A 13,173-nucleotide genomic window follows, 5' to 3' on the forward strand; every position below is an offset into this window, starting at 1 on the left:
TGGTTCTGCTAAACAATTAGCAGAGCCATTTTTAGATATATTTTCCTTGGATTTCCTTTAAGTAGTCAATAAAATTATCGTAAAAGTCATCACGGTTTTGAATGGTTACATGCGTTCCAAGTTGGAGCAAAAAGCGGTACCCAGCCTCATGATTAGGAAGCGTCACTTTTGCCAAAAAATGCGCGTCATCTTGCTGCGAAATTTCGACTAGATCAAAGCGTTCGATGATTTGCTCGCGGGCAATTTTGTCGACAATCAAACTAACTTCATGCATCAAAAACATTGGTCTGTCGGGCGGTGCGCCAAATGGTTTTACAGTAAAAGGACGTACTTCAAAAGTTTCTTCTAGCGTTTTCAGTTCGACAATCCGCGACATTTTAAACGTCCGAAAATCGCTACGCTCCAAGCTGTAACCCTGCAAATACCAAGAACGATTCCTAAACAGGAGGTGATAAGGCTCCGTTTTACGAACGGTTTGGTTGCCCGTTCGATCAATATAGCTGAGTTCCACGAGTTGATGTTTTTTAATCGCTAAATACAAACTTTCGACTTTAGCATTTAATTCGTTTTTCATGGATAAATTGGAGAAATCGAGCGAAATGGAACTTTTAGGCGGTTCGCTTGAATGGTCGAGCATATTTTTCATTTTTTGCAGCGTTTTCTTGGTTTCGGCGGAAGAAAGTAACTGCTCCATCCCGTCCAAACTTGCGATAATCGCGGTTAAATCATCTGCTGTCAGAAGCTTTTTATCGACTTTGTAGGTTGGCATAATACCGATGCCGCCCTTTGTTCCAGCAATCGTGTAAATCGGGATATTCGCCATCGCGAGTGTGTCAATGTCGCGGAAAATAGTACGTTTGGAAACCTCAAACATTGTAGCCATTTCAGAAGCACTGACTAGCTCGCGTTGGAGGAGCAACATAATAATTCCGATGAGTCGCTCGATTTTCATTTTTTTCTCCTTTGTTTTGGAATGATGACAGACAGTTGTCATCATTCGCGTGTTATAGTTACATCATATCAAAGTTAAGTAACTTTTTGGAGGGAAATATTATGGCATTTGAAATCGTTGAATTAAAAAAAGAAACATTTACAGGAAACAAAGTAGAAATCCCTGAATTTGATCCACAAAAAGGCTTTGGCCCAATGAGCGAAATTAAAGAAGCAGCCTACACAAAATTTGCAAAAAACGAAAAAGATTACGTTGGCATTAACGCAAGTCTTGACGGCTTACAATATTACATCGTAGCTAGTACAAACGGCGAAAACGGCGACACTACTTTCGATATTCCAGAAGGCAAATACGCAAAATTCGTAACAAGCGAAACAGATCGCCCAGCACTTGATGGCTTCATCGGCGCATCTTACGGCGAAGTAGGGCAAAGCGATACGGTTGGTATTGCGGGATCGTTTAATTTGGAAGATCTTAGAGAAGCGGAGTTTACGCTTTATATTCCGGTAGTTAGTAAGTAAATTGAGGAGATCCCTTTCGGTGGAGAGGGGTCTTTTTTTATGCTCATAATTAAAAAAGTTTGAAAATGCACTAATTAGTTCTGTATTTGACTACGGTTTTACACAGAGGTTCACAAAACGCTCACAAAAGGGAAGCAGTGCTAGTGCTATAATGGAAGGGTGGAAAACTACAAATAAAAGCAAGATAATCTTCACCTTAAAAATAGGAGTGACGATAGATTGAGAAAACTTGATTTCAGCTACAATAATGCTAATTATAATGCAGAATTTTTAATGAAAATATTAACCACTTTAAAAGATATTACCAAAGTTGAGCAGTTCGCTATTGCAATGATAGATGCAGTTCCAAATGATCAAGAGCAATTCAAGGAAGAAAAAGGACTATTTAGCAAAGAAGTTTTTGATTTTAATAATTTAGTAAAAGAATCACATGGCATAAAAATAGATTTTAAAGAAATAACAAATATTTTGAAACAATGTAGAACAGTTTGGGAACTTAGTATGTTGGTTGTTACATCTGAGAATGAATTAAATGATAGTGGAAAAGTCTTGTGTGAAGTGGAGCTTATAGAGGGAGATTTGTTTGCAATTCTTTATAGTGAAGACTTTAATATTGATTTATTTTTAGAAAAATTTAGCACTGATGAAATTACTATAGAGGGCTAAATAGGAGAGGAAGTTAAATGTTTAAAATTATTGAATCAAAAATAAAGTCTCAAGGACAATTGTCTTATTTCAAAGATTCACATGAGTTTATATCAGAACCAAGAATTAATTCTGATACAACCATTTTAGTAGGGTATATATACATCGGTTTTGATTCCGAATATAACGAATCAACACAAATTTGGGGATTTCACCATGATTTTAATTGGAAATCGAGTAAGTTGACGCCTCCTAAATTTATACAAGGAAAGATTATTTTGAATGAAGATGATATAAATCCTGGCGAGAGTAAAAGAATAGGTGCAGCAAATTCGTGGGAAACTATTTATGATGAAAGTAGTGGATGGCTTAGATTTGGAGGAGTGAATAATTCGGTTGAAACCTGTTATGTAGAATTTTTCCCTAATACTATAATGGGAATTGATGAAAATGGCGATATCACGGAGTTGTGGTTGTGCCCCACTTTGAAATAACTAAGTGAGTAAAAGTTGTTACGGATAAAGTAGGTGAAATACATTCTATTTATCCAACACAAAAGCTTGAAAAAATATTATAAGGGTGATAAAGAAAAAATGCTTATACTAGGGGATAAAACAAAGAAAATGTTGAATGAATTATAAAGTATAAACGGAGAAATAATATGAATAGATATAAAATTCTAGGTGAATACAAAGACTGGTGCGAGATTTATAAAGATGGAACCCTTATTCATAATGGTTCATCTCTAGGGATTGTAAGCCAAGTAGAGTCTGAACTTTGTTTAAGGCTAAATTATGGATCAAATAAACATTTCTATTCGATATTGAAAAAATGTGGTGATTTTATAGTAGCTGTCCCTAAGAAAGTAGAATTTTTAAAAGCTGAGTACAAATATGAACCTATTATTTTTAATAAACAAGAATTTGATGAATTTATTGATTGTATTTATGTTGATAAAAATTTGATTTCTAGTGTACCTCAAATAAGTGAGGAAGATCTTTTAAATATGTGGTTCGTATCAAATCCGCAGCATAAAACCTATATCAATGAAATGGAAATGCAAGAAAATATTATTAATAATATATTATTCTTTTCTGATGATGAGTATGATATATCTTGTCTGAAAAATACTATTAATAAACCTGATTTGTCAGTACATCCAATAGACAGTAATTATGAAGTTATCACGATTTACATGGATGGAGATACAGGAATGTATGAGTGGGATAGCATAGTAATTTTAGATAATGACGCTTATTTAAAAATTGATAAACATTATTATATAAATTAAAAAGATAAAAACCAAAAATTATTCGATAGAAGACATAGAAAAAGAACTGAAAGAGGAAAATAATACGTGAATAATTTACTAATATCAAAGTACTGGGAAGATAATGATTTATTAGAAATAAAAGTAAGTGCAGAGTCAGAGTTTGTGAAAATATATCAATTGTGCTATGTGCAAGATGCTTATTTAAAGGGGATTGGTGAGAAGATTATTGCTTATTCTTTTGATTATAATGAAGGCTGTTATGTGGAGTTTGGCCAAAAAGAAGGCAATTTCACACCAGCATTTTCACTGGATTTTCTAAAGACAGATGCTTCTGGACATGTGAAAATAGAATTGGATATGGAGATAGCTGATAATCCTGATAGAGCACATAGATGTAAATTTTATATTAATAGTGAAATAGGGCTGATTGAGCAATTTGGCAAGAATCTTGTTCGGCTATCTGAAAATAAACAGGATGAGGTTTTGTTGAATAGTTAATCAGTCAGGAAGAAATATTATTCTAAATCTATAAAGAAAACTAATCTTGGGGTGGAAAATGAAAAAAGAAAATGAAGTCCTTTCTTCTGTCTCTTTTGAAAAGGCAAAACGTATCCTCAAATTAAAAGATATCTACGAAGTCATGAAAGGCGATAAAAAGCAAAGTTTCTCCATTGAACTGAAAAAGATAATTATCCTGTTGCTAGGATTAGCATTTCCAGTCTTAATGGTATGTAGTTTTGCTATAAATTTTGCGGGAGGCAGTTTCATTATTGCGAATAGTATTGTGATAACTGCAGAATTACTTCTTATTCTTTTAATGTGCTATCAGTTTTTCAAAGTATATCCTCCTTTTCTAAGGAATTATGGATATAAAATCTATTGCTATTCAATAGCTAAACTAGCCTATATTTCTTATTTCGCAGTAGGACTTGGAATGACGAAAGGCAATTATATGATTAATTTTTCGGTATTTTTGATTGTGATATTAGTTTTTCTGTATCTTTATAACAAGGTGGAGAAAAATATGATTTTAGAAGAAATTAATAAGACGTTCAAGCAGAATTATAAAACTTCCAAAATATTAACTATCATGATGAAAATTTCTGGATTTTTAGTTGTGGTTGCATTAGTTGGCATGCAATTTTATAGAATGAATAAGTCTTGGATTATGAATTTGACAGGGGTTAGCGAGGCTGCTACTAGTAACGTAGTAGATGACATGATAGGTATTGTTTTTGGGATTCCTTTATTACTGGTAATTACTTTAATCCCAACGTTTTTTCTGTTTAAAACAAACCTTTTCGTTCGAGGGAAAATGATAGAAAAATATGCAGAAGAATTTCGGGAGACAGCTAATTTTACGGAGAAAGAATGGTACGGAGAAAAATAGCTATAAATCAAAAAAGACCCCTTCATAGGAAAGGGTCTTTTAACTATACCAACCTCACCAAAACCCCAACATCCTCACAATACCCCAAACACCCACCAGCCATTTCCTTCGCCGTAATCAACCAATCAAATTCCGCCAACTCCCCATACGTAAGCAAAGCCGACTTATCCACCTTCGTATGATCCACCAGCAAAAATTTCTCCGTCGCTTTTTCCATCATATGGCGCTTAATCTCATACTCCAAAATATCCGAATTCATCACCCCATGCGTAGTCGAAAGCGCAGTCGCGGCCATAAAAGCTTTCGTAATATTATATTTCTCAAAAAATCCCCAGTTCTCCACGCCAACAAATGATTTAGTACTCGGTTTAAAAGTCGAGCCAATCACAATCAATTTCACATTATCCATTTCACTCGCAAAATTAATCACATCTAGGCTGTTCGTAATAATAGTAATCTCCTTATCCGTTGGCAGAGCCGCGGCGAGACAGCTGGTTGTTGTGCCGGAATCAATAAAAATCAAATCATTATCTTCAATAAAATCAGCCGCCGCTTTTCCGATAAGTTGTTTTTCCAGATGATTTTCCGTATCACGATTTTCAAATGGGCGGATTTCTTCGGGATTATTATAAACAGAAACGACACCACCGTAGACCTTTTGGATGGTGTTTTTTTGGAGCAGTTTGGCAATATCGCGGCGAACGGTGTTTTTGGAAACGTTGAATTGTTCGCATAAATCATCGAGGCTAACACTGCCTTTTTCGTGAATTAAATTCTCTATCGCTTGAATGCGTTGTACTTTCATTTTAAATTCATCCTTTGGCAAAATTATTTCAATTACACTATTTATAACACATGCTCAAAAGGTTATCAACTGTGATTTTTTATGGTGAAGTTAGTGACAAAAATTAAATTGACTCTTCAATTTTATTGGCTTAATATGGGGGTATAAATCGATTGATGGTTAACTTATGAGTAATTTTAAGTGGAGGGATTATTTATGGCAGATGTACGGAAATTAAAGAATTATATTGACGGTGAGTGGGTCGAGAGTAAGACGGATAAATACGAAGACGTCATAAATCCAGCGACGGGTGAAGTGCTGTGCCAAGTGCCGATATCGACACGCGCAGAATTAGATCAGGCCGCTGTCATTGCAGAACAAGCTTTTGAAAAATGGAGCCAAGTTGCTGTGCCAAGACGCGCGCGAGTATTATTCGGATTCCAACAGTTACTCATTCAACATAAAGAAGAACTAGCAAGATTAATTACACTTGAAAATGGTAAAAATTTATCCGAAGCACGCGGTGAAGTGCAACGCGGAATAGAAAATGTCGAATTCGCAGCCGGAGCACCAACGCTGATGATGGGTGATTCGCTTGCTTCGATTGCAACGGACGTGGAAGCGGCTAATTATCGCTATCCGGTTGGGGTTGTTGGTGGAATTGCGCCATTTAACTTTCCGATGATGGTTCCTTGTTGGATGTTCCCAATGGCCATCGCGCTTGGTAACTCGTTTATTTTAAAACCATCTGAAAGAACGCCGCTTTTGATGGAGAAATTGGTGGAATTATTTTCTGAAGCTGGTCTTCCAAAAGGTGTGTTCAATGTTGTTTACGGCGCGCATGATGTGGTTAACGGGATTTTAGAAAACGAAATAATTAAAGCGGTTTCTTTTGTTGGTTCTAAGCCAGTTGGCGAATATGTATATAAAACTGGGAGCGCGAATTTGAAACGTGTGCAGGCTTTGACGGGCGCGAAAAACCATACAATTGTGCTTAATGATACGGATTTAGAAGATACAGTCACGAATGTTATTTCAGCGGCATTTGGGTCAGCTGGCGAACGTTGCATGGCGTGCGCGGTTGTCACTGTGGAAGAAGGAATCGCAGACGAGTTTCTAGCGGCACTTCGGACAGCGGCGCAAAATGTGAAAATTGGAAACGGGCTAGACGATGGTGTTTTTCTAGGTCCGGTAATTCGCGAAGAAAATCAAAAACGCACGATTGCTTATATTGAAAAAGGCATAGAAGAAGGCGCGAAATTAACGGTAGATGGCCGGGAGACTGGACTTTCTGAAGGTCATTTTGTTGGACCGACAATTTTGGAAGACGTTACGACGGATATGACAATTTGGAAAGACGAGATTTTCGCACCAGTTTTATCCGTGATTCGTGTGAAAAACCTCCAAGAAGCTGTTCGAGTGGCGAATCAATCTGAATTTGCGAACGGTGCTTGTATTTTCACAAATAATGCCAAAGCAATTCGCTACTTTAGAGAAAAAATCGATGCTGGAATGCTTGGTGTGAATTTGGGCGTACCTGCTCCGATGGCGTTTTTCCCGTTTTCTGGTTGGAAATCATCCTTTTATGGAACGCTTCATGCAAACGGCAAAGACAGCGTAGATTTTTACACACATAAAAAAGTAGTTACTGCGAGATATTCATTAAAAGGTTACGAAGAATAGGAGGGCGCGAACATGGGCAAACTGTTACGAAAACCATTAAATGAAAGAATAGCGCCTGGCGTTACGCTTGTTCAAGATATTAACCAAGGAAACTCGCCGCTAAGTTACGTTGGATTTCGGTTGATTGAATTGGAAAAAGATGCCGTTTATCAAGAAACGTTGGATGGGCTTGAATGTTGTATTGTCGCGCTTACTGGGAAAATTTCGGTGAGTGAGGGTGACCATGTTTTTCCGGAAATCGGCACAAGAGTGAACGTTTTTGAAAAAATTCCGACAGATAGCGTGTTTATTTCTGGTGGACGGGCGTTTCAAGTGAAGGCAGACTCTGAAAAAGCTCGTGTGGCGCTTTGCTATTCACCGGCCGATCGAGATTTACCGACAACACTTATTAAAGCAAGCGATAATTCGATTGAGCAGCGCGGAAAATATCAAAATAAACGACTGGTACATAACATTTTGCCAGATGTGAGTGAGGTTGCGAGTAGTTTGTTGGTGGTGGAAGTGTATACGGATGGTGGGAATTTTTCTAGCTATCCGCCGCATAAACATGACCGCGATAATTTGCCAGCAGAGTCACTTTTGGAAGAAAGTTATTATCATGAAATTAATCCTGAGCAAGGTTTTATTTTTCAGCGCGTCTATACGGATGACCGTGCGCTTGATGAAACGATGGCTGTGGAGCACCAAAATGCGGTTATCGTTCCGGAAGGCTATCATCCTGTTGGCGTTCCAGACGGATATGATTCGTACTATTTGAACGTAATGGCAGGGCCGAAGCGGGTTTGGAAGTTCCACAACGATCCAGATCACGAATGGATTTTAGAGCGAGACTAAGAGGAGGACTTGGAGCATGAATCTTAAAAAACATAGTGGACGAAAATTTGATTTAATCACAGTAGGGCGCGCGTGCATTGATTTGAATGCGGTCGAATACAATCGTCCAATGGAAGAAACGATGACATTTTCGAAATATGTAGGTGGATCGCCGGCGAATATTGCGATTGGAACTGCGAAACTGGGATTAAAAGTCGGTTTTATCGGTAAAATTTCGGATGATCAACATGGTCGTTTTATTGAAAAATATATGCGTGATTTAGCGATAAATACGGATGGAATGGTGAAAGATACAGAAGGCCGCAAAGTTGGTTTGGCATTTACGGAGATTAAAAGTCCGGATGAATGCAGTATCTTGATGTACCGCGAAAATGTGGCTGATTTATATTTAGCGCCGGAAGAAATTTCAGAAGACTATATCAAAGAAGCCCGCGTGCTGCTCGTTTCTGGTACAGCCTTGGCGCAAAGTCCGTCGCGGGAAGCTGTTTTAAAAGCAGTCAGTTTAGCTAGGGAAAATGATGTGATTGTTGCTTTCGAACTGGATTATCGTCCTTATACTTGGAAAAACACCGAAGAAACAGCGGTTTATTATTCACTTGTCGCGGAACAGGCGGACGTGATTATTGGAACGCGTGACGAATTCGATATGATGGAAAACCAAGTCGGTGGCAAAAATGAAGCGACAAAAGCATATCTTTTCCAACATCAAGCAAAAATTGTCGTGATTAAGCATGGCGTGGAAGGCTCGTTCGCATATACAAAAGCAGGCGAAACATTCCAAGCACAAGCATATAAAACAAAAGTACTTAAAACATTTGGCGCAGGGGATTCCTATGCATCAGCATTCTTATATGGTTTATTTAGCGATGAAAGTATCGAAACAGCGCTTAAATACGGAAGTGCGGCAGCTTCGATTGTTGTTAGCAAGCATAGCTCTTCGGATGCGATGCCAACTGCCGACGAAATCAAAGCGCTCATCGCGCAAGCTGAGTAGGAGGGGATTATGGTGACTGAAAAAACAATTCGACTAACTACCGCGCAAGCTCTGGTGAAATTTTTAAATCAACAGTATATTGAAGTGGACGGGGAAATGGCGCCATTTGTGGACGGGATTTTCACGGTGTTTGGCCATGGAAATGTGGTTGGAATTGGCCAAGCGTTAGAAGAAGACCCGGGTCATTTAAATGTGTATCAAGGGAAAAATGAACAAGGCATGGCGCACGCGGCAATCGCCTACGCAAAACAAAAAAATCGCAAGCGCATTTACGCGTGTTCCGCATCAGCAGGACCAGGTTCCGCCAACCTAATAACAGCAGCTGGCACCGCACTTGCGAATAATTTACCAGTATTATTCCTGCCAGCCGACACATTCGCAACCAGACAGCCCGACCCAGTTTTGCAACAACTAGAGCATGAGTCGAGCGCGGCGATTACAACCAATGATGGCTTCCAAGCAGTCTCCAGGTACTTCGACCGCGTGCAGCGACCAGAACAACTCATGAGCGCCCTGATTCGCGCTTTCGAAGTAATGACCAACCCAGCGAGCGCCGGCCCAGCCACAATTTGCATCGCGCAAGACACAGAAGGAGAAGCGTTCGATTATCCAGTCGAATTTTTCCAAAAACGAATTCACTATCTCAATCGGCAAATTCCAACGAAACGCGAGCTAACCGAAGCGGCGCGACTCATCCAAGCTAGCAAAAACCCGGTTATCATCGTCGGCGGTGGCGCCCGCTATTCAGATGCACGCGAAGAATTAATCGCTCTTTCCGAGCAAAGCAACATTCCGCTCGTCGAAACGCACGCTGGAAAATCAACCGTTGAGTTTGACTTCAAAAACAACCTAGGTGGCACTGGAATCCTTGGTACGCTAGCTGCCAATAAAGCTATCCGTGACGCCGATTTGGTCATCGGAATTGGCACGCGCTACACCGATTTCACAACCAGTTCCAAAACTGCATTTGACCCAGCAACCAAATTTATCAATATCAACGTCAGCCGCATGCAAACATACAAACTAGACGCTTTCCAAGTTGTCGGCGACGCCAAAGCTACCCTAACCGAACTTGCGCCACTTTTAAAAGGCTATCAAACCCAATTTGGCGACAAGATTGCTGCATACAAAGCAGAGTGGCTCGCAGAAAGAACGCGACTGCAAAACACGAAATTCAACCGAGAAGCTTTCACACCAGAAATCAAAGACCAATTCGACCAAGCAACCCTAAACGAATACGCCGACAGCTTGCAAACCGAATTCACGCAAACCGAGGCGCTCATCACGATTAATGACACCGTGGCCCCAGATAGCATCGTCGTTTGTTCGGCCGGTTCACTTCCAGGCGACCTGCAACGACTTTGGAATCCAGCCGTACCAAACACCTATCACCTAGAATATGGCTATTCCTGCATGGGCTACGAAATAAACGGAGCCCTCGGTGCAAAAATGGCCGCAGCAAACAACCAAGAAGTTTACTCCATCGTTGGCGATGGTAGTTTCTGCATGTCGCACTCAGAACTACTAACATCCCTACAATACGGTAAAAAAATCAACATCATGCTCTTCGATAATTCCGGATTCGGCTGCATTAACAACCTCCAAATGGCAAACGGTAGCGACAGTTTCTTCTGCGAATTCCGCGATAGCGACAACCAGATTATGCAAGTCGATTACGCCAAAATTGCAGAAGGATACGGCGCAAAAGTCTATAGAGCCAACACCAAAGAAGATTTAATCAGCGCACTGGAAGACGCAAAAAAACAAACCAAAACAACTTTAATCGATATGAAAGTATTACCAAAAACAATGTCAGAAGGCTATCTTAACTGGTGGAATGTGGGAGTTTCCGAAGTTTCAAACAAAGCAAGCATCAAGCAAGCATACGAATCAAAACAAGCAAATCTGAAAAATGCCCGACTATATTAAACGAAACAAAAAACAAGTCCAACGCAGGACTTGTTTTTTGTTTGCCAAATCCAATAGCCACGCCTTGCATCACCCCAGTTTTCCTTTATAATAAAAGTAACTGTAAGATTATGTTTTAATAGGAGGAAATAATATGGAAGTTTTTGCAGAATATTTAGCTGAAATTGAAAATCCGGATCACCGCGCGAGAACACAAGAAGTTTTAACATGGGTGGCGGAAACTTTCCCAGATTTAAAGCCGGAAATCAAATGGAATACACCGATGTTTACAAAGAATGACACGTTCATTATTGGCTTCTCTATTGCAAAACAGCATATGAGCGTTTCCCCAGAAGCGGCTGGAATTGAGCGTTTCGAAGCCGAACTTAAAGAGGCAGGTTATAGTCATACGAAAGGTATATTCCGAATCACCTGGGCTAAACCAGTTGATTTTGATTTATTAACAAAAGTTATCGAGTTTAATATTCAAGATAAAGCAAATTATACTAGTTTTTGGCGCGTTTAAGTGATTTTTAGTTACATTGTCGCGTAGTAAATCCAGATTTTTTATGCCATAATTAATAAGCTAAAATGTATTTTTATAAAAGAGTGGTGTGAAATGCGTATTTTTTGTGGGATTATGTCAATCCAAGCAGGCTTTATTGGTGCTCTTGCTGAAATACTAAGCCCTGACAGTAAAAAGAATAACTTGTTTATGATACCGGAAGATCTTGCGGCATCATCAGGCTATTTAATGTCATTAGCAATGATTTTAGCAGGAATTCTAATTATTTGTGCTTATAGAAATGATTTTCTAATATTTATGGCACTAGTTTTATGGCTCTTTGGACTTATTTTTGGACTAATATTCACCCCAAGCTATTCGGGTTTCTATTTCCGTCCAATCGTATGTTTAATAAGCTTTTTAATGGGCCTATTTATTTTCACAGATTATACAAGACATCAGGACACAAGCGAGGAAAGGTGAGCGAAATGCTCATCTTTTTTTGTTTATAAACGAGCTGGTCGTGAAGTCCTAAACTGCAAACCAAGATCCACCAACGCACAAACCCAAACACTCAAAAAACTCACAAAAAGCGGCAAATCACTACCCAAATTAACAAAAAACAATCCCACCAACAGCAACAATAACAACGCATCTTTCCAAAAAGAAAACGTCACTTCGGCCTTTTTATGCGCGGCAAAAACAAATTGCTTCGAGACAAAAAACACAGCTACAGAACCAAATAACATCAACAGCAACACATCGCGCTGCAAATGCCCCTCAAACAACAAGTGCAAATTCACCGCAAGCAACATTACCGAAACAATAATAAAGAAATGCCCGTAAATCAAAAACTGCCCATGCGTCTCCTTATGATGATCAACAATTTTCTCAAAGCTATGAAAATACGAGGCCCAAAGCGTACAAATAATTAAAAAACCAAGCAACGTATAACTAATCGTATACAAATCAAGCGTATGGCCAACTAATATAGTCGTAATCGCAACAATACTTTCACCAAAAGTAATAATAACAAACAAGCCAAAACGCTCAGCCAAATGCGGAAAATCAACCGGAACTTTCCTTAATGTTTTAGCTAAAAATAGCGGTAAAATAATATCAACGGCAATTCCAAGATACATCACTAAATAACGCGCTAACCCTTCAAAAAACACCGAAGTCGCCGTTGTCAAAACACCAAGCAGAAAAACACTCCCAAGAAGCAGCGCCACTTTCCGAGCATTGCCCGTCAACTTCCTACTTATAACAAAATACTGAATAACCGTGATCAACCGAATTCCCAAATAACCAATCAAAAAAGTATAATACGTATTCGAAAATGTTAAATCAAAACTCGCTGTCATCAGAATCAAGAAAAACATCTGCGGTAACATATAAAGTTCAGGTAGTTTGATTTTTTCACCAAAGCGGTTGAAAAACATCGTCTGACCAACCCATGCCCAAAACATCGGCGTCACCATTAATAAATACTCACCAAAATAAACAGCTGTTTTATCCGGATGATTATCAACACTAAGCAAAAGGTGCGTCGTGGAAGCAACCGCGGTAACGAATATTAAATCAAAAAACAGCTCTAACCAAGACACTTTTCTTTCCGTCATTTTTTCACCCCACGATAATTTCTCTTTTTTTAAAGTATACCACGCGAATCGCTCAGGCTTTT

15 protein-coding genes are annotated in these 13,173 nt (G+C 39.0%); 12 read left to right on the forward strand and 3 right to left on the reverse strand.

Going from position 1 to position 13,173, the window contains the following annotated elements:
- Positions 1-31 precede the first annotated feature (31 nt).
- Positions 32-952 carry a helix-turn-helix transcriptional regulator gene (locus HCX62_RS00695; RefSeq protein WP_185636652.1) on the reverse strand — a complete coding sequence of 307 codons (921 nt, stop codon included), beginning with the start codon at positions 950-952 and terminating at the stop codon, positions 32-34.
- A 101-nt stretch (positions 953-1,053) separates the two neighbouring features.
- On the opposite strand from HCX62_RS00695, the gene HCX62_RS00700 reads away from it, so the two are divergent.
- From HCX62_RS00700 to HCX62_RS00725, 6 genes are all read left to right on the forward strand, one after another.
- On the forward strand, positions 1,054-1,473 hold the full coding sequence (locus HCX62_RS00700; protein WP_009931532.1) for a GyrI-like domain-containing protein: 420 nt from the start codon (positions 1,054-1,056) through the stop codon (positions 1,471-1,473).
- Positions 1,474-1,692: 219 nt separating this feature from the next.
- Positions 1,693-2,139 (forward strand): hypothetical protein, encoded by a 447-nt coding sequence (locus tag HCX62_RS00705; RefSeq protein ID WP_185636653.1) that lies wholly within the window; start codon positions 1,693-1,695, stop codon positions 2,137-2,139.
- Between the two features lie 17 nt (positions 2,140-2,156).
- Positions 2,157-2,612, forward strand: a complete 456-nt coding sequence (locus tag HCX62_RS00710) for a hypothetical protein (RefSeq protein ID WP_185636654.1) — start codon at positions 2,157-2,159, stop codon at positions 2,610-2,612.
- A 167-nt stretch (positions 2,613-2,779) separates the two neighbouring features.
- Positions 2,780-3,409, forward strand: a complete 630-nt coding sequence (locus tag HCX62_RS00715) for a hypothetical protein (RefSeq protein ID WP_185636655.1) — start codon at positions 2,780-2,782, stop codon at positions 3,407-3,409.
- A 66-nt stretch (positions 3,410-3,475) separates the two neighbouring features.
- Positions 3,476-3,889 (forward strand): hypothetical protein, encoded by a 414-nt coding sequence (locus HCX62_RS00720; protein WP_185636656.1) that lies wholly within the window; start codon positions 3,476-3,478, stop codon positions 3,887-3,889.
- A gap of 58 nt (positions 3,890-3,947) precedes the next feature.
- A complete protein-coding gene (locus HCX62_RS00725; RefSeq protein ID WP_185636657.1) occupies positions 3,948-4,781 on the forward strand; it encodes a hypothetical protein in 834 nt (277 codons plus the stop codon).
- Between the two features lie 43 nt (positions 4,782-4,824).
- On the opposite strand, the gene HCX62_RS00730 is transcribed toward HCX62_RS00725, so the two are convergent.
- Entirely contained in the window at positions 4,825-5,586 is a 762-nt protein-coding gene (locus HCX62_RS00730; protein WP_185636658.1) for a DeoR/GlpR family DNA-binding transcription regulator, read from the reverse strand.
- Between the two features lie 195 nt (positions 5,587-5,781).
- On the opposite strand from HCX62_RS00730, the gene iolA reads away from it, so the two are divergent.
- The 6 genes from iolA to HCX62_RS00760 all read left to right on the forward strand — a co-directional run bounded on the left by iolA (position 5,782) and on the right by HCX62_RS00760 (position 11,972).
- Positions 5,782-7,248, forward strand: a complete 1,467-nt coding sequence (gene iolA / locus HCX62_RS00735; RefSeq protein ID WP_185636659.1) for a methylmalonate-semialdehyde dehydrogenase — start codon at positions 5,782-5,784, stop codon at positions 7,246-7,248.
- 12 nt (positions 7,249-7,260) lie between these two features.
- Complete coding sequence (gene iolB, locus HCX62_RS00740; protein WP_185636660.1) at positions 7,261-8,082, forward strand: 5-deoxy-glucuronate isomerase; 822 nt, start codon at positions 7,261-7,263, stop codon at positions 8,080-8,082.
- 16 nt (positions 8,083-8,098) lie between these two features.
- The gene (iolC, locus tag HCX62_RS00745) at positions 8,099-9,076 is read left to right on the forward strand and encodes a 5-dehydro-2-deoxygluconokinase (protein ID WP_185636661.1); all 978 of its coding nucleotides are present in this window, start codon (positions 8,099-8,101) and stop codon (positions 9,074-9,076) included.
- Positions 9,077-9,088: 12 nt separating this feature from the next.
- Entirely contained in the window at positions 9,089-11,005 is a 1,917-nt protein-coding gene (iolD, locus tag HCX62_RS00750) for a 3D-(3,5/4)-trihydroxycyclohexane-1,2-dione acylhydrolase (decyclizing) (RefSeq protein WP_185637961.1), read from the forward strand.
- Between the two features lie 133 nt (positions 11,006-11,138).
- The gene (locus tag HCX62_RS00755) at positions 11,139-11,510 is read left to right on the forward strand and encodes an iron chaperone (RefSeq protein WP_003723099.1); all 372 of its coding nucleotides are present in this window, start codon (positions 11,139-11,141) and stop codon (positions 11,508-11,510) included.
- 93 nt (positions 11,511-11,603) lie between these two features.
- Positions 11,604-11,972, forward strand: a complete 369-nt coding sequence (locus HCX62_RS00760) for a hypothetical protein (protein WP_149056611.1) — start codon at positions 11,604-11,606, stop codon at positions 11,970-11,972.
- Positions 11,973-11,995: 23 nt separating this feature from the next.
- Here HCX62_RS00760 and HCX62_RS00765 read toward each other — a convergent pair whose 3' ends face one another.
- Positions 11,996-13,111, reverse strand: coding sequence for a low temperature requirement protein A (locus HCX62_RS00765; RefSeq protein WP_185636662.1), 1,116 nt, complete (start codon positions 13,109-13,111; stop codon positions 11,996-11,998).
- Positions 13,112-13,173: the final 62 nt, after the last annotated feature.

Origin of the sequence: Listeria swaminathanii (assembly GCF_014229645.1) — a bacterium.
Lineage (GTDB): Bacteria > Bacillota > Bacilli > Lactobacillales > Listeriaceae > Listeria > Listeria swaminathanii.

What these genes read in the sequence shown, in the direction of transcription:
- HCX62_RS00710 (WP_185636654.1), top strand. Translation starts at nt 2,157, where the DNA reads ATGTTTAAAATTATTGAATCAAAAATAAAGTCTCAAGGACAATTGTCT.
- HCX62_RS00715 (WP_185636655.1), top strand. Translation starts at nt 2,780, where the DNA reads ATGAATAGATATAAAATTCTAGGTGAATACAAAGACTGGTGCGAGATT.
- HCX62_RS00730 (WP_185636658.1), bottom strand. Translation starts at nt 5,586, where the DNA reads ATGAAAGTACAACGCATTCAAGCGATAGAGAATTTAATTCACGAAAAA.
- HCX62_RS00760 (WP_149056611.1), top strand. Translation starts at nt 11,604, where the DNA reads ATGCGTATTTTTTGTGGGATTATGTCAATCCAAGCAGGCTTTATTGGT.
- HCX62_RS00725 (WP_185636657.1), top strand. Translation starts at nt 3,948, where the DNA reads ATGAAAAAAGAAAATGAAGTCCTTTCTTCTGTCTCTTTTGAAAAGGCA.
- HCX62_RS00765 (WP_185636662.1), bottom strand. Translation starts at nt 13,111, where the DNA reads ATGACGGAAAGAAAAGTGTCTTGGTTAGAGCTGTTTTTTGATTTAATA.
- HCX62_RS00695 (WP_185636652.1), bottom strand. Translation starts at nt 952, where the DNA reads ATGAAAATCGAGCGACTCATCGGAATTATTATGTTGCTCCTCCAACGC.
- HCX62_RS00700 (WP_009931532.1), top strand. Translation starts at nt 1,054, where the DNA reads ATGGCATTTGAAATCGTTGAATTAAAAAAAGAAACATTTACAGGAAAC.
- HCX62_RS00755 (WP_003723099.1), top strand. Translation starts at nt 11,139, where the DNA reads ATGGAAGTTTTTGCAGAATATTTAGCTGAAATTGAAAATCCGGATCAC.
- iolA (WP_185636659.1), top strand. Translation starts at nt 5,782, where the DNA reads ATGGCAGATGTACGGAAATTAAAGAATTATATTGACGGTGAGTGGGTC.
- iolC (WP_185636661.1), top strand. Translation starts at nt 8,099, where the DNA reads ATGAATCTTAAAAAACATAGTGGACGAAAATTTGATTTAATCACAGTA.
- iolB (WP_185636660.1), top strand. Translation starts at nt 7,261, where the DNA reads ATGGGCAAACTGTTACGAAAACCATTAAATGAAAGAATAGCGCCTGGC.